The 24,109-nt window shown below is 69.8% G+C and carries 19 protein-coding genes; 9 read left to right on the forward strand and 10 right to left on the reverse strand.

The annotated features are described in order from the left end of the window. Positions 1–69: 69 nt before the first annotated feature. Positions 70–2,739, reverse strand: a complete 2,670-nt coding sequence (locus ACWDRB_RS15660) for a cellulose binding domain-containing protein (protein WP_449894291.1) — start codon at positions 2,737–2,739, stop codon at positions 70–72. Positions 2,740–2,925: 186 nt separating this feature from the next. Here ACWDRB_RS15660 and ACWDRB_RS15665 point away from each other — a divergent pair, with 186 nt between their 5' ends. After that, on the forward strand, positions 2,926–3,693 hold the full coding sequence (locus ACWDRB_RS15665; protein ID WP_350731357.1) for an SDR family NAD(P)-dependent oxidoreductase: 768 nt from the start codon (positions 2,926–2,928) through the stop codon (positions 3,691–3,693). Here ACWDRB_RS15665 and ACWDRB_RS15670 read toward each other — a convergent pair whose 3' ends face one another. From ACWDRB_RS15670 to ACWDRB_RS15695, 6 genes are all read right to left on the reverse strand, one after another. Next, a complete protein-coding gene (locus ACWDRB_RS15670) occupies positions 3,694–4,158 on the reverse strand; it encodes a DoxX family protein (RefSeq protein ID WP_449894293.1) in 465 nt (154 codons plus the stop codon). A 113-nt stretch (positions 4,159–4,271) separates the two neighbouring features. Continuing rightward, positions 4,272–7,046 carry a glycoside hydrolase family 3 C-terminal domain-containing protein gene (locus tag ACWDRB_RS15675; protein ID WP_449894296.1) on the reverse strand — a complete coding sequence of 925 codons (2,775 nt, stop codon included), beginning with the start codon at positions 7,044–7,046 and terminating at the stop codon, positions 4,272–4,274. A 118-nt stretch (positions 7,047–7,164) separates the two neighbouring features. Then, positions 7,165–7,986, reverse strand: a complete 822-nt coding sequence (locus ACWDRB_RS15680; protein WP_192790081.1) for a carbohydrate ABC transporter permease — start codon at positions 7,984–7,986, stop codon at positions 7,165–7,167. Next, positions 7,983–8,846: a carbohydrate ABC transporter permease gene (locus ACWDRB_RS15685; RefSeq protein WP_449894299.1), complete on the reverse strand. Its 864-nt coding sequence runs from the start codon at positions 8,844–8,846 to the stop codon at positions 7,983–7,985. Before ACWDRB_RS15685 ends, ACWDRB_RS15680 begins: the two co-directional genes overlap by 4 nt. Continuing rightward, positions 8,847–10,154: an ABC transporter substrate-binding protein gene (locus tag ACWDRB_RS15690; protein ID WP_449894301.1), complete on the reverse strand. Its 1,308-nt coding sequence runs from the start codon at positions 10,152–10,154 to the stop codon at positions 8,847–8,849. Positions 10,155–10,171: 17 nt separating this feature from the next. Further along, positions 10,172–12,460, reverse strand: a complete 2,289-nt coding sequence (locus tag ACWDRB_RS15695; protein WP_449894303.1) for a TIM-barrel domain-containing protein — start codon at positions 12,458–12,460, stop codon at positions 10,172–10,174. A gap of 193 nt (positions 12,461–12,653) precedes the next feature. Between ACWDRB_RS15695 and ACWDRB_RS15700 the strand changes: the two genes are divergently transcribed. Together ACWDRB_RS15700 and ACWDRB_RS15705 are read left to right on the forward strand one after the other, a co-directional pair. After that, positions 12,654–13,517, forward strand: a complete 864-nt coding sequence (locus ACWDRB_RS15700) for an SDR family NAD(P)-dependent oxidoreductase (RefSeq protein WP_449894305.1) — start codon at positions 12,654–12,656, stop codon at positions 13,515–13,517. Between the two features lie 14 nt (positions 13,518–13,531). Continuing rightward, the gene (locus tag ACWDRB_RS15705) at positions 13,532–14,428 is read left to right on the forward strand and encodes an RNA polymerase sigma-70 factor (protein WP_449894307.1); all 897 of its coding nucleotides are present in this window, start codon (positions 13,532–13,534) and stop codon (positions 14,426–14,428) included. Between the two features lie 46 nt (positions 14,429–14,474). Here ACWDRB_RS15705 and ACWDRB_RS15710 read toward each other — a convergent pair whose 3' ends face one another. Further along, on the reverse strand, positions 14,475–15,296 hold the full coding sequence (locus ACWDRB_RS15710) for an NmrA family NAD(P)-binding protein (RefSeq protein WP_449894309.1): 822 nt from the start codon (positions 15,294–15,296) through the stop codon (positions 14,475–14,477). Positions 15,297–15,422: 126 nt separating this feature from the next. Between ACWDRB_RS15710 and ACWDRB_RS15715 the strand changes: the two genes are divergently transcribed. Beyond that, on the forward strand, positions 15,423–15,854 hold the full coding sequence (locus ACWDRB_RS15715) for a MarR family winged helix-turn-helix transcriptional regulator (RefSeq protein WP_449894312.1): 432 nt from the start codon (positions 15,423–15,425) through the stop codon (positions 15,852–15,854). Between the two features lie 5 nt (positions 15,855–15,859). Here ACWDRB_RS15715 and ACWDRB_RS15720 read toward each other — a convergent pair whose 3' ends face one another. After that, positions 15,860–17,248: an NAD(P)H-quinone dehydrogenase gene (locus tag ACWDRB_RS15720; protein WP_449894314.1), complete on the reverse strand. Its 1,389-nt coding sequence runs from the start codon at positions 17,246–17,248 to the stop codon at positions 15,860–15,862. Between the two features lie 227 nt (positions 17,249–17,475). Between ACWDRB_RS15720 and ACWDRB_RS15725 the strand changes: the two genes are divergently transcribed. Then, entirely contained in the window at positions 17,476–17,967 is a 492-nt protein-coding gene (locus ACWDRB_RS15725) for a gamma-glutamylcyclotransferase (RefSeq protein ID WP_313044612.1), read from the forward strand. Here the strand turns inward: ACWDRB_RS15725 and ACWDRB_RS15730 are convergent. Then, on the reverse strand, positions 17,964–19,265 hold the full coding sequence (locus ACWDRB_RS15730) for an MFS transporter (RefSeq protein WP_449894317.1): 1,302 nt from the start codon (positions 19,263–19,265) through the stop codon (positions 17,964–17,966). The two genes, ACWDRB_RS15725 and ACWDRB_RS15730, sit on opposite strands and share 4 nt — an antisense overlap. Positions 19,266–19,376: 111 nt before the next feature. On the opposite strand from ACWDRB_RS15730, the gene ACWDRB_RS15735 reads away from it, so the two are divergent. From ACWDRB_RS15735 to ACWDRB_RS15750, 4 genes are read left to right on the forward strand one after another with little or no spacing between them, the layout of a single operon-like run. Beyond that, positions 19,377–20,369, forward strand: a complete 993-nt coding sequence (locus ACWDRB_RS15735) for an Lrp/AsnC family transcriptional regulator (protein ID WP_449894319.1) — start codon at positions 19,377–19,379, stop codon at positions 20,367–20,369. Further along, complete coding sequence (locus ACWDRB_RS15740) at positions 20,366–21,670, forward strand: M20/M25/M40 family metallo-hydrolase (protein WP_350731333.1); 1,305 nt, start codon at positions 20,366–20,368, stop codon at positions 21,668–21,670. Before ACWDRB_RS15735 ends, ACWDRB_RS15740 begins: the two co-directional genes overlap by 4 nt. A 3-nt stretch (positions 21,671–21,673) precedes the next feature. Continuing rightward, complete coding sequence (locus ACWDRB_RS15745; protein ID WP_449894322.1) at positions 21,674–22,477, forward strand: purine-nucleoside phosphorylase; 804 nt, start codon at positions 21,674–21,676, stop codon at positions 22,475–22,477. Beyond that, on the forward strand, positions 22,474–24,108 hold the full coding sequence (locus ACWDRB_RS15750) for a phospho-sugar mutase (protein WP_449894324.1): 1,635 nt from the start codon (positions 22,474–22,476) through the stop codon (positions 24,106–24,108). Before ACWDRB_RS15745 ends, ACWDRB_RS15750 begins: the two co-directional genes overlap by 4 nt. Position 24,109: the final 1 nt, after the last annotated feature.

A 24,109-nucleotide genomic window follows, 5' to 3' on the forward strand; every position in this document is an offset into this window, starting at 1 on the left:
AGGGGGATCGAAAGGGGGCGCTGGCTGGAATCCCAAGGCGCGCAGCGCCCCCCTCGTGGAAGGACTTGCTTACGCCGGGGTGCAGGTGAGGGTGGCGGGTGGGGTGTTGGTGCCGGTGAAGGTGCCGGTGAAGCCGAACGACGTCGTCCCGTTCGGGGCCAGAGTGCCGTTGTAGCCGGCGTTGACCACGCTCACGTTGGCGCCCGTCTGGGTCGGGGTGCCGCTCCAGAGCTGGCCGATCTTCTGGTCACCCGGCCAGGTCCAGGTCACCTTCCAGCCGGTGATCTGCGCCGCGCCCGTGTTCTTGACGGTGACCTCCGCCTGGAAGCCGCCCGACCACTCGTTCACCCCCTTGTACGTCGCCGCGCAGCCCGACCCCGTGGTGGGGGTGACCGTCGGGGTCACGGTTGGCGTGACGGTGGGGGTGACCGTCGGGGTCACGGTGGGCGTGACGGTTACCGGCGGGCCCGTGCGGTCGCCGTACAGGATGCCGCGGCCGTTGGTGCCGACGTAGACGCGCCCGTACACCCTGGGGTCGCCCGTCAGGGCCTCTCCCATGTTGCCCCACTGGTGCTTGTCGTCGTTGATGCGCGCCCAGTTCGCCCCGGCGTCGTCCGAGCGGTACAGGCCCGTGACGCCGCCGATCGTGGCCACCGCGAAGATCGCCATGTACGTGCCACCGGGCGCCGCCTTGCCGAAGCCGACGTTCACCGAATTGGTGACGCCCGACAGCTTCGTGAAGGACGCGCCGCTGTCGGTGGAGTGCCACAGGCCGCCGTCGCCGGCCAGCCACAGGTCGCCCTCCTTGCCCGGCACCGCCTTGATCTTGCCGCTGGTGGGCAGGCCCGAGGCGGCGGTGGCGGTGAAGGCCGCGCCGCCGTTGGTGCTGACGTAGAGGCGCCCGCCGTTGAAGCCGTAGAACTTCATCGCGTTGACGCGGTCCGACTCCACGATCGCCCCCGTGGGCAGGCCGGACGCCTGCTGCCAGGAGTTGCCGTACCCCACCGAGTAGACCGGCGTGACACCCTTGGGCGCCCAGACGAAGCGGGAGCCGTCGGCGGCGGCCGCCACCGTGCCGCCCTCGTCGATGCCGCCCGGCTCCGTGCCCTGGAACCAGTTGGCGCCGCCGTCCGTGGAGAAGGCCACGTGGCTGTCGTTCGGGCGGTCGGAGTCCTTGAAGCTGCCCGCCCGGACCAGGATCGACGGGGACTTCTCGGCGTAGTCCAGGCTGGTGGTCGTGGTGAAGACCGGGGCCGTGAACATCATCGACGGCACGGCGTCCAGGTTCGTGTGGCGGAAGCCGCCGATGTCGCCCAGGGCGCTGACCAGGGACGCGCCGCTCGGCGGGCTGATCAGGTCGAGGACGGCCGTCTCCTCCAGGCCCTTGGCCATGGGCTTGATGGTGAACTGGGTGTTCGAGTCCCACTTGGCCAGGTCCTCGGTGCCGTAGATCGTGGCGCCGGTGCCGTACATCATCCTGTTGGAGTCGAGCGGGTCGATCTCCAGGGACTCCGTCATCCAGCCGAGCTTGGGCGTGACCTCAGGGGGCTGCGGGTTGGCGCCGAAGGTCAGCCACGGATTCTCCGAGATGTCCTGCTTGTAGCGGAAGCTGCGGTTCGGGTACGAGGTCCAGTCCCACACGCGGGTCCAGGTCGCACCGGAGTCCGTGGAGCGGAAGAAGATCACGTCCGGCCACCAGGAGATCTGCGTGGCCACCATGATCGTGCCCGGCTTCTGCCGGTCGATGGTCAGGCCGCTGTAGCCGAAGTAGTCGTCGGAGCTGGACGACGGGATGGGGCTGATCTGGGTCCAGGTGCCGGTCGCGGTGGCGTAGCGCCACACGTCGCCCTTGGCGCCGTCGTACGGGCCGCCGGTGTCGCTCGTCGTGATGTAGAGGTAGCCGTTGGTGGTGTCCAGCACGCCCTTGTGGGCGAGGTAGCCGGTCGGCTGGCCGGCCACGCGCGACCAGGTGACGCCCGCGTCGGTGGTGCGGTAGACGGTGTTCTCCTTGTCGGCGACGCCCACGTAGATGGTCTTGGTGGCGGTACCCTTGGTGGACGAGCGCGGGTCGTAGGTCACCCAGACCACGCCCGGCTTGTGGCTGAGGTAGCCGTTGGAGTCGTTCGGGTCCTGGGCGTAGTTGCCCGGGTTCGGGAAGCTGGCCACCTTCGCCCAGGTGGCGCCGTAGTCGGTGCTGCGCCAGAGCCCGTTGCCGTTGGGGGTGCCGAAGTAGAGGACGCTGTTGTTGTTCGGGTCCACCGACAGCGCCTCGCCCATGCCGCGGCCGGGCATGTTCCCGCCCAGTTTGAAGGGCAGCGGGGTGACCTGCCAGTTGTCGCCCTTGTCCGTCGAACGCAGGATCGCGCCGTTGTTGGGGTCCCAGCTGTTGGTGTACATGCCGACGGCGGCGTACACCCGGTTGGTCTGCACGGGGTCGGTGGCGAGGCTGATCACGCCGTTGTAGCCCCACTTGTCCCAGCCGGCCCAGTCCAGCAACGGGGTCCAGGACTTGGTGGACTGGCTCCACCGGTACGCCCCGCCGATGTCGGTGCGGGCGTAGATGAGGTTCTTCTCCGTGGGGTTGAAGATGATGCCGGGTACGAAGCCGCCGCCGTCGATCCTGACGTTCTTGTACGCGTACGGATCCGAGGCGACGGCCGAGACCGGCGACATCCGCACGATAGCCGCCACGAGCAGCACGGCGGCGACCGTGAACATGACCAATAATCTTCTTCGCATGCGCGGCTCTCCCTTTCCAGGCACGCCAGCAGGCGCCCCAAAGGCTTCAGATGACCGCCATGCACGAGCAGAGTGCAGGGACCCTGACCGTCACCGCGCCTTCGCGCATGAGCTACTCAAGAAGGCTCACACACGGGCGCGCTGACGGTCAATAGTTTGGACATACAACGAATTAAGGACGGCAGCATGGAGTTTCCCGAATTCCGCGTCGACGGGAAGGTCGCCCTGGTCACAGGGGCGGCCAGGGGCCTCGGGCGGGCCATCTCGCTGGCGCTGGCCAACGCCGGGGCCGACGTCGCCATCGGCCTGCGGGACATCGGCGAGGACGGCGGCCTGGCCGGCGAGATCACCGGGCTGGGGCGCGCCGCGCTCCCCCTCCAGATGGACATGACGGTCCCCGGCCAGATCTCCCGGGCGGTGGAGGAGACGCTCGACCGGTTCGGGCGGATCGACATCCTGGTCAACAACGCCGGCATCGCCCCGGGCAACCCCGCCGAGGACGTCACGGAGGAGGACTTCGACCGGACGCTCGCGGTCAACCTGAAGGGCACCTTCCTGGCCGGCCAGGCCGTGGGCCGGGCCATGATCCGGCAGGGGTACGGCAGGATCGTGAACGTCGGATCCCAGGCCGGCGAGGTCGCCCTGCCCGGCGAGTCCGTCTATTGCATGACGAAGGCGGCCATCGCCCACCTGACCCGTTGCCTGGCGGTCGAGTGGGGCCCGCACGGCATCACCGTCAACAACGTGGCCCCGACCTTCATCCGCACCCCGGGGACCGAGCAGGCCCTGTCCGACCCGGCGTTCGAGGCGGACGTGGTCGAGCGGATCGCGGCGCTGCACCGCATCGGCGAGCCCATGGACGTGGCCGGCGCGGTGCTGTTCCTGGTCTCGCCCGCCGCCTCCCTGGTCACGGGGCACACGCTGGTGGTCGACGGAGGGTGGACCGTCCGATGATCACACGCGGCTGAGTTCGCGGCTGCGCGCGGCGGCCCACAGCGCGATCGCGATGTAGAGGACCTGCTCGGGGACCCGCTCCCAGAGCGGCGTCACGTCCTGGCCGGCGAGGGCGGCGAACACGTTGGCCGGCAGCAGGCCCACGAAGAGCAGCGCCAGGCAGATCCCGGCGGCCCTGCGGGTCCTTTCGAGCACGAGCCCGGCCGCGCCGGCCAGCTCCAGCACGCCGGTCAGATAGACCACGAAGACCGGGAACGGCACGAACGGCGGCACCATGGCCACCATGTCGCCCCGGTTGGGCATGAACGTCACGCCCTCCGGAACGAAATGCGCGCTGGCCGTCATCACCAGCATGACCGCCAGCCCGTGGGCGGCACTGACCCTCCAGGTGGCGAACCTGGCCACACCCAGCGCGCCCAGCAGTCGGAACGCCAGCGTGGCGACCAGCAGAACGATCACGATCACCGGAGCCTCCATTGGATAGTCGAGTTATCTAGGCAATAGATAGCACAACTATCCAAATGAGGCAAGGGGTGTTCCGTGGCGGCCATGACCATGCTCATGGCCGCCACGAAACGTCATCGGGCGAGCGCGAAGTCCTTGATCCGCAGGTCACCCTTGAACACGAGGTACAGGCTCCCGCCGCCCGCCTTGACCGTGGCGGTCGCCGTACCCCACTGATAGACGCCGCCCGTGGCGGGCACCTGGACGGTGCCCAGCAGGGCGCCGGTCGGCGAGCCGGAGCGCAGCTCCAGCGAGCCGCCGCTCACCGAGGACACGCCGGCCGTGAACCTGGAGCCGAAGGAGGCGCCGGTGAAGGAGATCCAGTCCCCCGCCGACCCCTCCACGGCCTCGCCGCCGGCCTTGGTCTCGTCCGCGAACGCCACGCCCGCGTAGTCGTCGAAGTCCATCGCCCGCGTGGTCTTCGCCAGGTCACGCACGGGGACGGTCTCGCCGGAGACCCGCAGCGTGGTGGACTGGCGGATCCGGTCGGACGCCGAGCCGACGAGGACGTCGTGGGTGGCGCTCTCCACGGCCCACTTGCCCCGGGTGTAGTCCCAGACCGCCAGGTCGGACTTCTTCAGGGTGAAGGTCACCGTACGGGTCTCGCCCGGGTTCAGCGTGACCCGCTGGAAGGCGCGCAGCTGCCTGACCGGCTGCTTGAAGCGGGATTCGCGCTGGTGGGTGTAGAGCTGGACCACCTCGTCGCCCTTGACCTTGCCGGTGTTGGTGACCTTGACGCTCACCTTGTCGCCCTGGACGGTCAGGCCCTGGTAGCCGAATGTGGTGTAGCTCAGGCCGTGCCCGAAGGCGTAGAGCGGCTTGCCCTTTCCGTACAGGTACGTCATCCCGGTCTTGGCCAGGTCGTAGTTGTAGATGTCCGTCGGACTGTCGCCGGCGGGCCAGGTCTGGGTGAGCCGGCCGGCCGGGTTGACGGCGCCGAAGAGCACGTCGGCGACGGCGTGACCGGTCTCCGCGCCCGCGTGGGTGGTCCACAGCAGGTTCGGGGCGTCCACGACGACCGGGTAGCTGGTCTCCAGGACGACGACGGTGCGCGGGTTCGCCTTGCGCACGGCCTCGATCAGCCGCCGCTGCCCGGCGCCGAGCTGCAGGTTGGCACGGTCGTGGAACTCGCGCCCGGACACGAACGAGTGGCTGCCCACCACCACGACCGCGACCTCGGCCTTGGCGGCCTGCGCGGCGGCCGCGGCGACGCCGTCCGAGACGATCTCCTTGCCGAACTTGGCCGCCTGAGCCTTGGGCGCCAGGCCGAGCGTGCCGTCGGCGGAGACGGTCACGTACGGGTCGGGCAGGCCGTACCAGCCCTCGACGGTCTCGTAGCCGGCGTACCTGATCAGGTAGCTGCCGTCGGGCTGCACTTCGAGGGCGAACTGCTGCTGGACGTACCAGCCGTCGGGGTCGGCGTCGTCGGTGTCGAGCGAGCGCCAGTCGCCGCCGAGCAGCTTGCCGTTGCCGGCGTTGCGCAGCGTGGACACGCCGCCGGTCCAGTCGGTCAGGTCCCACTGGGAGGCCGCGGTCGGCGCCGTGTCGACCAGGGCGGCGTTGTCGTCGGCCCCGGTGCCGGTGGCGGTGAGGTACTTGCCGGAGGCGAGGTGCTTGAGCGCGATCCGCTCCAGGCCCGCGCCGGTGCTGACGTCCCCGACGCGCTCCTTGATCCCGTCCAGGGGCGTGACCTGGTACGGCGCCTTGCCCCCGTACCAGTCGCGGTAGAGCGTCCCGGCCAGCGGGCCGACCACGGCCGCCGACTTCGGCTCCTTGAACGGCAGCGCGCCGGAGTTCCGCAGCAGCACCGCGGCCCTGCCCGCGGCCTCCCGGTTGAGCCGCTGGTTGGCCGGGCTGTTGATCACGTCCTTGGTGATCTTCTTGTACGGCCCGCCGTCCGGGTCGAAGTGCCCCAGCCGCGTCCGGATGGTCAGCACGTTGCGCACGGCCCGGTCCACGTCGGCCTGGGTGATGAGCCCCTGGTCGAGCGCGGCCGTCAGGTGCTCGGCCAGCGGCCCGGCGTTGCTGTCGTCGATGGTGTAGCTGTCGAGCCCCGCCTTGAGCACCGCGGCGAACGCCTCGGGCTTGTTGTCGTAGTACTTCTCCAGCTCGGTGAGCGCGTACGGCCCCCAGGCGTCGCTGACGTTGTAGAGCGTCTTGTCCGTCCACGACCTGACCGTGGCGCCGAGGTCGGGGTTGACGTGGTTGGGCCGCCCGTTGACCAGGTTGTACGACGCCATGACCCCGGTCGCGGCGTTGGCCGAGATGGCCGCCTTGAACGCCTGCTCGTAGTACTCGTGCTTGAGCTTCGGCGTCAGGTTGGAGGAGCTGGTGCCACGGTTGGTCTCGTTGTTGTAGGCCAGGTAGTGCTTCAGCACGGGCGCGGTCTTCAGGTAGACGGGGTCGTCACCCTGCAGGCCCTTGCCGTAGGCGGTGGAGATGGCCCCGGTCAGCAGGGGGTCCTCCGAGTAGCCCTCCTCGTTGCGGCCCGCCCGCGGGTCCCGCAGCAGGTCCACGACGGGAGCCCACACCTGCAGGCCCCACAGGACCGGGTCCGCGTCGTTGTAGCCGCGGACCTCGTCGCCGACCGCCGACCCGACCCGCTTGATCAGCTCGGGGTCCCACGTGCTGGCCAGCCCGACGGCCTGCGGGAACACGGTGCCACTGGCGAACTTCTGGCTCCAGCCGTCGTTGAGGTGGTTGGACCAGCCGACGCCGTGCAGCGCCTCGGTGCCGTTCTTGTGGTACGCGATGCCCAGCCGCGGGATGGCCGCCTGCGACTGGTGCAGCAGGCCCAGCTTCTCCTGGAGCGTGAGCCGGCCGAGCAGGTCGTCGACGCGCTGCTCCACCGGCAGGGCCGGGTTCTGGAACGGGAGGCCGGCGGCCTGCGCGGGAGGTACGGCCAGCAGCGAGGCCGCCAGCGTGAGGGTGGCTAATAACGGGATCTTTCGCATCAATGGTTCTCCATCACTTGATGGCGCCGACCGTCACACCTCGGGTCAGCGTGCGCTGGAAGATCAGGAAGAAGGCGACCGCCGGCAGGAGGCCGAGCAGCGCCGAGGCGCTGGACATCGTGGCGTCCATGTACTTCTCGCCCTGCAGCACGGCGAGCGCGACGGGCACCGTCTGGGTGTCGTTCGAGATCAGGAAGATCAGCGGCAGGAAGAACTCGTTCCAGGTCCAGATGAAGAAGAAGATCAGCAGCACGTTGAGGGTGGGTCTGCTGATCGGCACCACGATCCGCCACAGGGACCGCAGCCGCCCCGCGCCGTCGATCGCCGCCGCCTCCAGGATCTCCTTCGGGAACTGGCCCAGGACCGCGCTCAGCAGGTACGTGCCGAACGCCGCCTGGATCACCGTCATGACGATGATCACCGACAGTTGCGTGTCGTACAGCCCGACCGCCTTGGCCAGGTAGTACAGCGGGTAGGCCAGCGCCTCCTGCGGCAGCGTGTTGGCCACCAGGAACAGCACGAGGATCGACAGCCGGCCCTTCACCCTGCCGATGCCCAGCGCGTACGCGTTGAGCACCGACAGCACGACGGCGAGCACGGCCACGGACGCGCTGATCAGGAGGCTGTTCCAGAGTTTCGTGCCGAACTCCACCCGGTTCCAGAAGTCGACGAGCCCCTGGAGGTAGAGCCCGTCGGGCAGGCTCAGCGGCCCGTCGGAGCTGTACTCGGCCGGCGACTTGACCGCGTTGATCGCCACGATCGCGAACGGGAACACCATCACGACCGCCAGCACGACCAGCGCGAACAGCACCGCCCAGCGTCCCGGGCCCCTCATTCCGCACGCTCCTGGACCCGCAGGAACAGGAACGTCACCACGATGATGATCAGGGCCAGCACCGTGGCGATCGCGGAGCCGTACCCGACATTGCTCTTCTGGAAGAAGTTCAGGTACGAGAAGTACGACGGCACCATCGTCGCGTTGCCGGGCCCTCCGCGGGTCAGCACGAAGATCGGCCCGAACACCTTGAGCGCGGCGATCGTGCACGTCAGCAGCACCACGAAGATCTCCGGCCGGATCTGCGGGAGCGTGATGTGCCAGAACCTGCGCCACCACGAGGCCCCGTCGATCTCGGCCGCCTCGTAGTAGGCCGGGTCCACGCGCTGCAGGCCCGCCATGAAGATCACCACCGGGTAGCCGAGCTGGAACCAGACCATGACCGCCATGACCGTGGCCAGCGCCAGGTCGGGATCTCCGAGCCAGTCGAGGTCGAGGCCGAAGATCTGGTTGATCGCGCCGTACGACGGGTGCAGCATCCAGCCCCACACCACGCCGGCCACCGCCACCGGCAGCACCTGCGGCAGGTAGTACATGGCCCGCAGCGCCGAGGCCGTGCGCGTTCCGAACTTCTTGCCGATGTAGTCGAACAGGGCGGCCGCCAGCACGAGGCCGATCGCGGTCGGCACGATGGCCATGGCCACGATCAGGCCCACGTTGTGCTGGAACGACTGCCAGAACCGCTCGTCCTTCAGCAGCCTGGTGTAGTTGTCGAACCCGATCCACCTGGGCGTGCCGACCCCCGACCAGCGGGTGAAGCTCGCGCCCACGTTCATGAGGAACGGCACGACGATGACGACCAGGAACAGCAGCAGGCTGGGGGCCAGGTAGAGCCAGTACCCCCTCGTGCGCACCCTCATCTAATTACCGATGTCGGCGAGGTTGTCCTCGTACGGCTTGGCGATCTCGTCCAGCACCGCGGCCGGGGCCTTGCTGCCGTTGATGAGGTTCTGGACCCCGGCGACGAGGACGTCGTAGTAGCCGGGCGCGGGCCAGTCGGGGTAGAAGGCCAGGCCGTCCTGACTGGTGAGCTTGTTGAACGTCTCGATGAGCTCCTTGCTCTTCGCGTCGGTGATCGCGGCCGGGTCCGCGGCCACGGGGACGCCGCCGGAGTTGCCCAGGAGGTTCTGGATGTCCTTGCTCATCGTGATGTCGATGAAGTCGTAGGCCAGGTCCTTGTTCTCCGACTTCTCGGGCACGACCCAGATGTTGCCGCTCGATCCCGGGGACATCGTGGCGCCGGGGAAGAGGAAGTGGCCCCACTCGAACTTCTTGATCTCCGTGGCGAAGCGGCCGTACCACCAGCTACCGCTGATCATCATGGGGAACTTGCCGTTCATGAACGCCACGCCCATGTCCTCGGCCTTCAGCCCGGACGAGTTCTTGGCGAGGTAGCCCTTCTTCACCCAGTCGGCGAACGTGTCGGCGCCGTAGGTGAACTCGGGACCGTGGAAGTCGACCTTGCCCTTGTAGGACTGGAAGGCGTCCAGCCACGGCTTCTGCGCCTTGGTCAGCGCGAGCTGGTAGAAAATCTGCTGGGCCGGGTACTCGGCGCCGGCGGTGCCGATGGGGGTCACCCCTGCCTTGACGAACGTGTCCATCGCAGCCGTGAACTGCTCGAACGTGGTCGGCACCTGGACCTTGTGCTTGTCGAACAGGTCCTTGTTGTAATAGACCATCACGAACTCGCCGTAGTTCGGCACGCCGTACCACTTGCCGGAGCCCATGACGCCGCGGTCGTCGTACTTGGCGGTGGTCTGCAGGCCGCCGGGCAGCAGCTTGTCCCAGCCGCGCTTGGCGACCTCCTCGCTCAGGTCGGTGAGCAGCCCCTGCTTGGACAGCAGACCGGCGGTGGCGTTGCCCTTGTTGTACTCCATGATGTCGGGCGCCTCGTCGGAGTTGAGGACCATGCTCGCCGTCTTCTGGATCTGCTCGAAGCCCTTGGCCTCGAACTTGATCTTCACGTTCGGGTGCGACGCCTCGAACTTCTTGATCGCCTCGGTCCACGCCTTGCCCATGGCGCTGTCGGCCGACTCGTAGTGCCAGAGTTTGAGAGTGCGCGGCTGACTGCTGCTCTGGGCGGACGGGGTCTCCGAGCCTCCCGAGCCGCACGCCGACAGAACCAGGACCGCGACGGCCAGCGCCGCCGCGGCTCTTGACTTCACCATGATCCCTCCAGGGGGTGTTACGAGATTTCGGCCCGCGCGGGAGCACCGGCCACCGGGGCTATCTCGATCCCGGTGACGCGCTTCGGGCCGGTGACGGCGACGCGCAGCACATCGCCGTCCCTGGTGGCGACGGCGACCGTCACGCCGTCCGCGTCGTGGATTTCCGCAGTCGCGTCGCCGCCCCCGAAGGCGACGAGGGTGATCTCGGCCGGCACGTCCACCGTGTCCCCTGGGTCGGTGACCACCGGGATGAGCGCGCCGTGCCGGACGAAGAGGGGGATCTGGTCGAGCGGCTTGCCGACCGTGACATAGCGGGAGCCTTCGAGCACCTCGCCCGTCCAGTAGTCGACCCACGTGCCGCGCGGCAGGTACACCTGGCGGGAGCCCTCGGGCGCGGTCATGGGGGCGACGAGCAGGTCCCGGCCGAGCAGGTACTGCAGGTCGGCCTGCCAGGCCACCGGGTCGTCCGGGTGGTCCACGCACAGGGCCCGCATCATGGGCGCGCCGGTGCGGGCCGCCTCGACGGCCGCCGTGTAGATGTAGGGCATCAGCCGGTAACGCAGCTTCAGCGCGCCGACGGCCTGCTCCTCGACGGCCGGGAACTCCCACGGCTCGCGGGTGGTCGTGCCGTGCAGGCGCAGCAGCGGGGAGAGCGCGCCGAACTGGGTCCAGCGCACGTACAGGTCGTCGGTGGGCCGGCCGGTGAAGCCGCCGGCGTCGTGGCTCCAGAACGGCACGCCGGACAGACCGTGCGCGAGGCCGCCCCTGATCGTGCTGCCCATGGCGGCGTAGCTGGTGTAGGTGTCGCCGCCCCACTGGGCGCTGTGGCGCTGGCCGCCGAGGTACGAGGAGCGGGCCCAGACCAGGTCGTGGCCGTGCACCTCGCGGGTCACGGCGGCGACGGCGTCGTTGAACAGCAGGGTGTAGACGTTGTGCAGGTCGGTGCCGCTCATGCCGTTGAAGGCCACGGAGTCGGCGGGCACGCCCTCGGCGAAGTCGGTCTTGAACGTGTCCACGCCCTGGCGCAGGAGGTCGCGCAGCAGGCCCTGGAACCAGGCGACGGCCTGCGGGTTGGTGAGGTCCACGATCCCGCACGCCGGGAACGACCCGTGCCAGCAGTCGGCGACGTACGTCTCCCCCGCCCGATTCTTCAAGAAATATCCGGCATCAGATGCCTGCGCGAAGGCGGGGCTCAGGTGGGAGATATACGGATTCATCCACAGGCAGACCCGGAACCCCATCCCCTTGAGCTCGGCCAGCATCGCGTCCGGGTCGGGGAAGTTCACGGGGTCCCACTGCAGGTCGGACCAGTGCCCGTCGCTCTGCCAGTAGGTGTCCAGGTGCAGCACGTCGCACGGGATGCCGCGCTCCCTGATCGTCCGCGCCCTGGCCAGCACCCGCTCCTGGCTGTCCACGCAGAACCCCGACGAGATCCACGTCCCGAACGCCCACTTCGGCGGCAGCGACGGGCGGCTGGTCAGCAGGTCGTAACGGTCCAGGACCTCCGGCGGCGTCGGCCCGGCGATCACGTAGTAGTCCATCACGTCGTCCGGCACGAGGATCTGCACGACGCTGTGCGTGGACTGGCACACGTCGAACTCCGTCGGGGCCCCGCTGTCGACGAGGACCCCGTAGCCCTTGCTGGAGACGTACAGGGGGATGTTCTTGTACGCGCGCTGCGACTCGGCGCCGAACGCGTCGAAGTTCCACATGAGCGGGCGCTGGCCGCGCTTGTCCAGCCGGGTGAACGACTCCCCGAACCCGCTGAAGGCCTCGTCGGGCGCGGCGGCGAAGCTCTCGTGGTAGGCGACGGGGGCGCCGTTGACGCTGGAGCGGCCGAAGGGCAGCGTACGCAGCCGTCCGCTGATGTCGGTGTGCCCCCGATCCTGCTCGACCAGCGTCTTACCGGTCGCGTCCGTGAACCTCAGGTGCCACGGCGCCAAGCTGATCTCGGCCCGCAGCGAGCCCGCGTCGATCACGATCGGCTCGCCTGGCGCGACCCCGGCACGTGCCCCTGGATACGTGCCGGGGGTCACCAGGGAGATGGCCCCTTCCGAGCGCGGCCGGGCGGTCGCGTCCTCCGACAATCGCACCCGGATGACTCCCTCACCGGCCACTCCCACCTGGACGACCAGCGTCTCCTCCGCCGTGGTGACCGCTTTCACCATCACCTCGGCGCCATCGGCCGCGACCAGCTCCGCGGCGGTCACCGCCGACAAACCACCCTCGCCTCGTCCTCGAACCGGAAGCTCGGGCGGGTCCGCGACGAAGTACTCGTGCGCGACCAATGGGGGGCGATAGGGCATGGAAGCTCCTTACGAACGGCTGCGCCAACTCGTGAGTTAGTTTGCTGTCCATACCAACAAACGTCAACGGTCCCGCCCTTCCGCATCCGCAAGTGAGGAGAGACACAGATCACATCCGGCGGGTGTTACGTCTCTGCCGGACCGCGTGTCTTGGGGGTGGAACAGCGGACAGCGGAAAGAACGGAAAGACATCATGAGCAAGGTCTGGTTCGTCACCGGTTCGTCGCGCGGCCTCGGCCGCAACTTCGTCGAGGCCGCCCTGTCGCGCGGCGACAAGGTGGCCGCGACCGCGCGGACCGCCGCAAGCCTCGACGAGCTGGTCGCCGCCCACGGCGACGCGGTGCTCCCGCTCGAGATGGACGTGACCGACAAGGCCGCCGTCTTCGAGAGCGTGAAGCGGGCCAAGGAGCACTTCGGCCGGCTGGACGTCATCGTGAACAACGCCGGCTACGCCCAGATCGGCGCCGTCGAGGAGCTGACCGAGCAGCAACTGCGCGACCAGATGGAGACGAACCTGTTCGGTGCGGTGTGGGTGGTCCAGGCCGCGCTGCCCTACCTGCGCGAGCAGCGCTCGGGGCACATCGTCCAGCTGTCCTCGGCGGCCGGGGTCATCGCCATGCCGCTCGGTGGCGCGTACCACGCCTCCAAGTGGGCCCTCGAAGGCTTGAACGAAGCCCTCGCCGGCGAGGTCGCCGACTTCGGCGTCAAGGTGACCATCATCGAGCCCGGCGGCTTCGCCACCAGGTCCGGCAGGAACCCGGACCCGCTCGCCAACGGCCACATGGCCCGGACCGACCCGGCCTACGACGGTCTCCGCCGACGTCTCGGCGCGATCGCCGGAAAGCAGCCCGCCGGAGACCCGGCCGCCGCGGCCCAGGCACTCCTCGAGCTCGTGGACTCCGACAACCCGCCCCTGCGGGTGCTCTTCGGCCAGGGCTTCTACCCGATGATCCAGCAGGCCTACGCCGACCGGCTCAAGACCTGGGCCGACTGGCAGGATCTTTCGGCACAGGCGCACGGCACGCCGGCCGTCGACGCCCAGCGCTCGGCCACGTAGGAGAAAGGCAACAGATGAGCGAGCACGGCACCAGCCCAGCGACCGAGACCTTCCTCACCTACCGGAACCTGCTCTTCACCGTCGCCTACGAGATGCTCGGCTCGGCGGCCGACGCCGAGGACGTCCTGCAGGAAACCTGGCTGCGCTGGGTCAGGGCCGACCTGGATCAGGTGCACGACCGGCGCGCCTACCTGATCCGGATCACCACCCGGCAGGCGCTCAACCGCCTGCGCAGCATGAAGAGCCGCAAGGAGGCGTACGTCGGCCCCTGGCTGCCCGAGCCGCTGCTCACCACGCCGGACGTGGCCGAGGACGTCGAGCTCGCCGAGAGTGTGTCGATGGCGCTCATGCTCGTCCTGGAGACGCTGTCGCCGACCGAGCGCGCCGTCTTCGTGCTGCGCGAGGCCTTCGACGTCAACTACGAGGAGATCGCGGCCGCCGTCGGCAAGAGCCCCGCGGCCGTCCGCCAGATCGCCTACCGGGCCCGCCGGCACGTCGAAGCCCGCCGCCCGCGCGAGGCGGTCTCCCCGGACCAGACCCGGGCGGCCCTGGAGTCGTTCCGGCGCGCGCTCGAAGCCGGCGACCTACAGGGCCTGCTGGACGTGCTCGCCCCCGAGGTCGTCCTGGTGAGCGACGGTGGCGGCGTCAAGCAGGCCGCGCCGCGGCCCATCGTCAGCGCCGGCAAGGTGGCCCGCTTCATCATCGGTGGCCCCGGCAAGGCCGGCGTCGCGCTCACCGGTGAGCCCACCGTGGTCAACGGCAGCCCGGCACTCATTCTCCGCGTGGACGGCGAGATCGACGGCGTCGTCGCGATCGGCGTCGAGGACGGACGCATCACCGGCCTCTACTACGTCCGCAACCCGCACAAGCTGACCCGCATCGCATCGGAGACCCCGCTCACCTTGCAATGACGCCCTCTTGTTCAATCTGTTCGCAGAGCTGACGCCTGCGCTGTCGTCAGGGCTTGAAGGCGGCCGCGCGCTCCTGCGCCCAGGTGGCGAACGTGCGGCCGGGCCGTCCGATCAGCCGCTCGAGGTCCGTGGTGAGCTCGGTCGGAACGCCGTCGTTCGCGCGCTGCCAGTCCAGCAGCGCGTCGGCGACGGGCCCGGACACGTAGTCGGCCATCTCCGTCTTCCACTCCTCGCGGGTGACGTTCCGGATGGCGATGTCCTGGCCGGTCACGCGGCTGAGGATGTCGATCTGCTCGGCGCAGGTGATCGCCTCGGGGCCGGTCAGCGTGTACGCCCTGCCGCTCAGGGCGGGGTCGGCCAGGACGGCGGCGGCCGCTTCGGCGAGGTCGGCCTCATGGACGGGATCGTTGTAGGACCCCGGGTAGGGCAGGCTCACCGGGGCACCGCTCTTGGCGGGCCAGGACCAGGCCAGGGCGTTACCGGCGAAGGCGCCAGGACGCAGCAGCGTGCTCCGGACGGGGGCGGCGGTCAGGGCCCGCTCGACGTCGAGGTGGGGCTTGGCCAGCGGGTGGGTTTCGGCGTCCGGGGCGAGCACGGCGGACGACGAGAGCAACACGATGTGCTCCACTCCGGCGGTGACGGCCTCCTTCACGAAGGCGTCGATGTGCGAGGGCTCGGCGTACAGGAAAATCGAGCTGACGCCCGCGAGGACACCGGGGAAGGTGGCCGGGTCGGTGAGGTCGCAGGTGGCGATCGACGGGTCGGTCGGACGGCTTGAGGCGGGGCGGACGGGCAGGCCGCGCTGACGCAGGAGGGCGATGAGCTCGGTGGCCACGGCGCCGCGAGCGCCGGTAACAAGGATGGTCATATCAGTACATGCCTTAAGATGTGAGCGTGACACAAAAACTGCATCACGCAAAAGTTGTGTGACGCAAACAAATGTGAGGCATGGGACTGTCGGGTGTCAAACCGAGCCGAAACGCTGAAGCAGATCATGGATGAGAGCCAGCGGCACTACGCGGCGTACGTGCTGTTCAACCAGGCATTGGCCGACCATCTGCAGATTCACTCCACCGACCTGCAGTGCGTGGCGCTGCTGGATCTGGAGTCGGGGCCGGTCAGCACCGGCGAGATCGCACGGCTGACGGGCCTGACGCCCGGCTCCGCCACCCGCCTGGTGGATCGGCTGGAGAAGGCGGGCCTGGTGGTGCGGCGCCCGGACCCGGACGATCGCAGGCGGGCCCTGGTCGCTTTGGCGCCCTCGGCGCGGGAGAGGATCGGCGCGGCCTGGGACCTACCGGGCAAGGCGTTCAGCGAGGTGCTGGAGCGGTACAGCGACCCGGAGCTGACCGTCATCGCCGACTACCTGCGCCGAGCCGCCGAAGTGGGCCGCGCGCAGGCCGATCGCCTCGCCAAGGAGAGCTGAAGGGGTCAGATGGCGTGGCCCGGCTGCATGAGGCGGCGGGCGGCCTCGGTGATGGAGCCCGAGAGCGACGGGTAGACGGCGAACGTGTGCGCGAGCTGGTCGACGGTCAGCCGCTGCTGCACCGCCACCGACACCGCCAGGATCAGCTCGGAAGCGCGCGGCGCCACCACCACGCCACCCAGCACGATCCCGGTGTGCGGGCGGCAGAACAGCTTGACGAAGCCGTCGTTGAACCCCTGCATCTTCGCCCGCGCGTTGGTGGCCAGGGGCAGCTTGACGACGTTGGCCTCGATCTCGCCCGCCTCGATGGACCGCTGGGCGACCCCGACGGCCGCGATCTCCGGGTCGGTGAAGATGTTGGAGGCCACCGTGGCCAGCCGCAGCGGCTGGACGGCCTCCCCGAGCGCGTGCCAGACGGCGATGCGCCCCTGCATGGCCGCCACCGAGGCCAGCATGAGCACGCCCGTGCAGTCGCCGGCCGCGTAGACGCCGGGCGCGGCCGTGCGCGAGACCTTGTCGACCTTGATGAAGCCGCCCTTGTCGAGCTGGACCCCGGCCTCCTCCAGGCCGATGCCGGCGGTGTTGGGGATCATGCCGACCGTCATCAGCGCGTGGGTCCCCTCGGCCGTGCGGCCGTCCTCCAGAGTCACGACCACGCCGTCGGCCGTGCGCTTGACGGAGGCGGCGCGCGAGCGGCCCATGACGTTCATGCCGCGGCGGCGGTAGACCTCTTCGAGGACCTCGGCGCCGTCGGCGTCCTCGTTGGGCATCATCCGGTCGCGGCTGGAGACCAGCGTGACCTCCGAGCCGAGCGAGCGGTACGCGCCCGCGAACTCCGCGCCCGTCACGCCCGAGCCGACCACGATCAGGTGCTCGGGCAGCTCCTCCAGGTCGTAGAGCTGGCGCCAGGTGAGGATGCGCTCGCCGTCGGGCTCGGCGCCGGGCAGCACACGCGGCGTCGCGCCGGTGGCCACGATCACGACCTCGGCCTTGATCGTACGGTCGCCCGCCCGGACCACCTGCGGGTCGACCAGCCGCCCGCGCGCCCTGATGATCTCGACGCCCTCGGCCTCGACCCGGGTGGCGATGTCGGCGGACTGGGCCTGGGCCAGCTCCTTCACGCGCTTGTTGACCAGCGGCAGATCGACCCCGACCACGCCCGCGTCCCCGTCGGGCCCGCCGGAGAACGCCACGCCCAGGGACGGCGCGTCGAGCAGCGCCTGCTTGCGGACCGAGGTCGCGATCAGCGTCTTGGACGGCACGCAGTCGGTCAGCACGCACGCGCCGCCCGGGCCGTCCTGCTCGATCATGGTGACTTGCGCGCCTAGCTGCGCGGCCACCAGCGCCGCTTCATAGCCGCCGGGTCCGCCACCGATGATCACGATCCTCGTCACGTAACCCATTGTCCCGCATGGTCTCGGTAAGGCTGCAACTGGGCCGTTGCCACCCGCACACGCCGGATAAAAGGTTCAAGATCATGATGGCTGGTATCATGCCGCTCGGTGACGGAGGGGTGACACGTCGTCCCCACATCCGTAGTGATGGACCGACTCGGCCGCCCAGCGTGGCAGGATGGCGCGGTAGCTGGATGACGTGCAGCACCCGCCGAGAGGGGTGGACCGTGGCGTGGCTTTCAGGTCCTGCAGGAAAGCCGAATGAGCCCAGGCTTTATGCCGCGTACGGCTCGAACATGGACCCCGAGCAGATGGCCATGCGCGCGCCGCACTCCCCCATCTGGGGCGTCGGCTGGCTGACGGGCTGGCGGCTGACCTTCGGCGGCAGCGACCCCACCTGGGAGGGCGCGATCGCCACGATCGTCGAGGATCCCGACGAGCACGTGTTCGTGGTGCTCTATGACGTGCCCGACTGGGAGGAGACCTCGCTCGACCAGTGGGAGGGCGCGCTGCGCGGGGCGTACCACAAGGTGCGGCTGCGGGTGCAGACCCTCGACGGGGAGGTCGTGGCCTGGTTCTACGTGCTCGACGGCTACGAGGGCGGCCTGCCGTCGGCCCGCTACCTCGGCAGCCTGGCCGAGGCGGCGGAGCGGGCGGGCGCCCCCGACGACTACGTCAAGGAGTTGCGGGAGCGCCCCTGCACCTCGTACGGCGGTTAACGCAGCGGCTGGTCCTTGGTCTCCTTCAGCACGAAGATGTAGACCAGCGTCGAGATCAGCGCCAGCGCCGACATGTAATAGGGGAACACCCCGACGTTCCCGGCGTCCTTGAGCGCGGTGCCGATGAGCGGGGCGGTGCCGCCGAAGAGCGCCACGGTCAGCGAGTACGGGAAGCCCGCGCCGGCCGCGCGCACCCTCGTCGGGAAGAGCTCGGAGTTCACCGCGGCCGAGATCGAGGTGAAGCAGCCGAGGAACAACATGCCGATCAGCTGCACGGTCAACAGGCTCCCGAACGAGTTGCCCAGCATGCTGAGCAGCGGCACCGGCAGGATCACGAAGGCGGCGCCGAAGGTGATCAGCATGGGCTTGCGCCCGATGCGGTCCGACAGCATGCCGAGCAGCGGCTGGAGCACCATGAAGAACAGCAGCGAGATCGTGCCGATCTCGAGCGACTCCGCCACGTCGAAGCCGACCGTGATCTGCGCGTAGGTCGGCAGGAAGGTCGTCCAGGTGTAGTACGCCACGGTGCCCGCGACGGTGATGCCGACGATCGTGGCGGCCTCCTTCGGGTAGCCCACCAGGAACTCGAACAGCTTCGGCCGCTTGACCTCACCGCGCTGGATCTCCTCCGCGACGGCCGAGGTCTCGTCCGCGCCCTTGCGGATCCACAGGCCGACGAGGCTGAGCACGGCGCCCACGATGAACGGGATGCGCCAGCCAAAGGAGGACAGGTCGGCCTTGTCCAGGTTGGCGGCCAGCAGTGCGGACAGCCCGAGGGCCAGCAGCTGACCGATGGTGGTGCTGACGTACTGGAAGCTCGAGAACAGGCCACGGCGGCCGGTCGGAGCCGACTCCACCAGGAACGTGGTCGCGGCGGCGAACTCGCCGCCCACCGACAGCCCCTGGATGAGGCGGGCCAGGGTGAGGAGGACCGGCGCCAGCAGGCCCACGGCCTCGTACGTCGGAGTCACGCCCACCAGCAGCGAACCGGCGCCCATCAGCACGATCGTGAACGTCATCGCGGCCTTGCGCCCGAACCTGTCGGCGAACGAGCCGACCAGCAGGCCGCCCAGCGGGCGCATGAAGAAGCCGACGGCGAAGACACCGTACGTGCTCAGCAAGGGCACCAGGCCCCCGGCGTCCTTCGGGAAGACCTGGACGGAGAAGACCGTCGCGAGGGCGGTGTAGGCGTACCAGTCGTACCACTCGACCACGTTGCCGATGCTGGCCGCCGTGAGCTGGCGGACACGGCTCTTGGGGATGCCGACTGGCGAATGCGCCACGGGGGAGGTCGCCACGGGGGGCTCCTTTGCTGCAAAGTGCGGAGATGGCTTACTGTGCAGTTGGACGACCGAAACAGTCAAATCTCTGGCCAGATATTTACAAACCCGACACAGAACAGGTTGCAGGTGGACGTTCTCGACCGGCGCCTCGTCGCCGCGCTCCAGGTCAGCCCGCGCGCCTCGTGGGGCGAGATCGGCAGGGTCGTCGGTGAGCACGAACGTACGGTCGCCAGGAGGCTGCAGCGCCTGATCTCCGAGGGGATCGTCCGGGTCACGGCCATCTACGACGACCTGCGCACCGGCCACGGGCGGCCCGTCCACCTGCACGTCCAGGTGCGCCCCGGCACGGCGGGCAAGGTGGCCGAGGCGCTGGCCGACCGGCCCGACACGCGCTCGGTCTACGCGCTGACCGGCGCCGCCGACATCGGCTGCGAGCTGGTCTCCCCGTCCCGCGAGGATCTGCATCACGTACTGTCCACGCAGATGTCCGAAATCTACGGCGTGCGGCAGACGCAGGCTCAGGTCGTGCTCCACACGTTCAGGACCGTGGCCGAGTGGCACGCGCCGTACCTCAGCGAGGAGGAGGTGCTCGAACTGCGACCCGCGCCGCCCCCCGAGTGCATGCCCGACGAGGAGGGCCTGTCGCCTCTGGAGGAGGAGATCGCCCGGCTGCTCGCCGCCGACGGCAGGATCGCCTTCACCACCGTCGCCGAGCGCCTCGACGTCTCCGTGCCGACCGCGCGCAGGCGGGTGACCTCGCTGATCGAGCGGCGGCTGCTGCTGCCGCGGGCCGAGGTGGAGCCCGCGCTGCTCGGGCTCGAGGTCGAGGCCATGCTGTGGCTGAAAGTCCGGCCGTACGGGCTGGACCTGGTCGGGCAGCGGCTGGCCGGGCACCCGAGCGTGCGTTACTGCGCCGCCACCTCAGGCACCCATTCCCTCATCGTGCAGGTCGTGGCCGCGCACGAGGCCGACCTCTACCGCTTCATGACCGGCGTCGTCGGGCAGTATGACGAGATCGCCGACAGCGACCTCACCCTGATCACCCGCGCCTACAAGCGCGGCCACCTCCACAAGTCCGGATTGCTCACGTTGGATCACCGTTGGGAGAAGACGCCATGACACCTGCCGAGAACGAAGTCGCCGACCTTTGCGCAGAGCTGATCCGCGTGGACAGCAGCAACTACGGGGACGGCACGGGCCCCGGCGAGCGGGCCGCGGCCGAGGTCGTCATGGCCAGGCTGGCCGAGGTCGGGATCGACTCGAAGTACATCGAGAGCGAGCCCGGCCGCGGCAACGTGATCACCCGGGTCGAGGGCACCGACCCGTCCCTGCCCGCCCTGCTCGTGCACGGGCACCTGGACGTCGTGCCCGCCAACGCGGCCGACTGGTCCGTCGACCCCTTCGGCGGCGAGGTGCGCGACGGCTACATCTGGGGCCGCGGCGCCGTGGACATGAAGGACATGGACGCGATGATGCTGGCCGTGCTGCGCCAGCTCAAGCGCGACGGGCGCCGGCCGCGCCGCGACCTCGTGTTCGCGTGGGTGGCCGACGAGGAGGCCGGCGGCGTGTACGGCGCCAAGTACCTCACCGCGAACCACCCCGAGCTGTTCGAGGGCGTCACCGAGTCGATCAGCGAGGTCGGCGGCTACTCGCTGGAGGTGGACCCGTCCCTGCGGCTCTACCTGATCGAGACGGCCCAGAAGGGCCTGGCCTGGATGAAGCTCATCGCCGACGGCACGGCCGGGCACGGCTCGATGCTCAACTCCGACAACGCCGTGACCGAGATCGCCAAGGCCGTGGCCAGGATCGGCGACCACGACTGGCCGCTCACGTACACGCCGACCGTGCGGCAGTTCCTCACCGAGGTCGCGGACGCGTTCGGGATCCCGTTCGACGAGGACAATCCGCAGCCGATCCTGGACAAGATCGGGCCGCTCGTCCGCTTCGTCGGCGCGACGCTGCGCAACACCACCAACCCGACCCAGCTCGACGCCGGTTACAAGTCGAACGTCATCCCCGGCCAGGCCACGGCGGTGGTCGACGGGCGGTTCCTGCCCGGGTTCGAGGAGGACTTCTTCAAGACCGTCGACTCGCTGCTCGGGCCGAAGATCCGGCGCGAGTTCGTGCACCACGACATCGCGCTGGAGACCACGTTCGACGGGGCGCTGGTCGAGTCGATGATCGCGGCGCTCAAGGCCGAGGACCCGGCGGCGCGGGCGATCCCGTACTGCATGTCGGGCGGCACCGACAACAAGACGTTCTTCGCGGACCTGGGGGTGCGCGGGTTCGGCTTCGTGCCGCTGCGGCTGCCCGCCGACATGGACTTCGCCTCGATGTTCCACGGCGTGGACGAGCGGGTGCCGGTGGACGCCCTGCAGTTCGGGGTGCGGGTGCTGGACAGGCTGCTCCTAAACTACTGAGTTGTGACCAACGACGCATACACCCTGGCAGATGAGGCCGCCGCGGCTCTCAAGAGCGCGACCGGCCTCGGCACCTTCGACGTGGCTCTCGTCATGGGGTCGGGGTGGGTGCCCGCCGCCGATGCCATCGGCGAGACGGTGAGCGAGGTCCCGTTCACCGATTTGCCCGGTTTCCGCGCGCCCGCCGTGGCGGGGCACGGCGGCAAGATCCGCGTCGTGCGCACCTCGGCGGGGCGGCACGCGCTGGTGTTCCTCGGGCGCACGCACCTCTACGAAGGGCTCGGGGTGGACGCGGTCGTCCACGGAGTGCGTACGGCGGCCGCGGCCGGCGTACGCACGCTCGTGCTCACCAACGCCGCCGGCGGCCTGCGCCCCGAGACGCAGAACGTCGGCGACCCGGTCCTGATCAGCGACCACATCAACCTGACCGGGGCCAACCCGATCACCGGCACCACGTTCATCGACCTCACCGAGGTCTACTCGCGCCGCCTGCGCGACCTGGTGCGCGAGGTCGACCCGAGCCTCTCCGAGGGTGTGTACGTGGCCTTCCGCGGGCCCACGTACGAGACGCCGGCCGAGATCCGCATGCTGCGCACGCTGGGCGGCGACATGGTGGGCATGTCCACCGTGCTGGAGGCCATCGCCGCCCGGGAGGCGAAGCTGGAGGTGCTCGGCGTCTCCCTGGTCACCAACCCCGGCGCGGGGCTGGCGGGCGAGCCGCTCAACCACGAGGAGGTCCTGGAGGTCGGCCGGTCCACGGCGGCCCGCATGGGCGTCCTGCTGGCCAAGGTGGTGGACCGGCTGTGAGCGAGGATCTGGTGCTTGCGGCGCGGGAGTGGCTGGCCCAGGACCCGGACCCGGAGACCCGTGACGAGCTCTCCCGGCTCCTGGACGGCGGCGACCTGGAGGCCCTGCGCGACCGGTTCGGGGCCAAGCTGGAGTTCGGCACGGCGGGCCTGCGGGGAGAGCTGGGCGCGGGTCCCAACCGGATGAACCGCGTCACCGTCATGCGCGCCGCCGCGGGCCTGGCCCGGGTCCTCGGGCCGGGCAAGCACGTGGTCGTCGGCTACGACGCCCGCCACAAGTCCGACGTGTTCGCCCGTGACACGGCCGCCGTCCTGACGGGCGCCGGGCTGCACGCGTCCCTCCTGCCGGGTCCGCTGCCCACGCCCGTGCTGGCCTTCGCCGTACGCCACCTCGACGCGGACGCCGGGGTCACGGTCACCGCCAGCCACAACCCGCCGCGCGACAACGGCTACAAGGTCTACTGGGGCGACGGCTCCCAGATCGTGCCCCCGGTCGACGGCGAGATCTCGGCGGCCATCGACGCCGTCGGCCGGGTGGACCGGCTCCCGCTGAACGGGCCCGGCACGCTGACGGAGCTCGGCGAGGGCATCGTCGACGACTACCTCGCCGCCGTGACCGCCCTGCCCCTGGGTGAGGCCCGCGACCTGCGCGTGGCGTACACGCCCCTGCACGGCGTGGGCGCCGCCACGCTCACCGGCGCGTTCCTGGCCGCCGGCTTCGAGACTCCGGTGGCCGTCGAGGAGCAGCGCGACCCCGACCCCGACTTCCCGACGGTCTCCTTCCCCAATCCGGAGGAGCCCGGCGCGATGGACCTGGCCATCGCGCTGGCCGCCAAGCTGGACGCCGACCTGGTCCTGGCCAACGACCCGGACGCCGACAGGTGCGCGGTGGGGGTCCCGCTGCCGGACGGGACGTGCCGCATGCTGACCGGCGACGAGGTCGGCGGCCTGCTGGCCGAGCACGTGATCACGCAGACCGCCGGCGACCGCATGGTGGCCACCACCATCGTCTCCTCGACCCTGCTGGGCAAGATCGCCCGGGCGCACGGGGTCCGCTACGGCGAGACGCTGACGGGCTTCAAGTGGATCATCAAGGCGGGTCCGGGGCTGGTCTTCGGCTACGAGGAGGCCATCGGCTACAGCGTCGGCTCCGACGCGGGCCTGCCGGTCCGGGACAAGGACGGGATCGGGGCGGCCCTCACGGTCGCGGCCGTCGCCGCGGCGGCCAAGCGCTCCGGCCGTACGCTGCTGGACCTCCTGGACGACCAGGCCCGCCGCTACGGGCTGCACGCGACGTCCCAGCTCTCCTTCCGGGTGTCCGACCTGTCGCTGATCGCCGACGCCATGACCCGCCTGCGCGCCCACCCTCCGACCGCGCTGGGCGGCCGGGCGGTGACGCGTACGGACGACCTGGCGAAGGGCGACGGCGGCCTGCCGCCCACGGACGGGCTGCGATACCTGCTGTCGGGGGACGGCCGCGTGGTCGTCCGCCCTTCGGGCACGGAGCCCAAGCTGAAGTGCTATCTGGAGGTCGTGGTGCCGGTGACGGGGGAGGTCGCGCAGGCCCGCGAGCAGGCGGCCCGCGATCTCGCCGCCCTGAAGGCCGACCTGGCGGCCGGCCTGGGCCTCTGAA

The sequence above is a fragment of the Nonomuraea sp. NPDC003707 genome, from assembly GCF_053587055.1.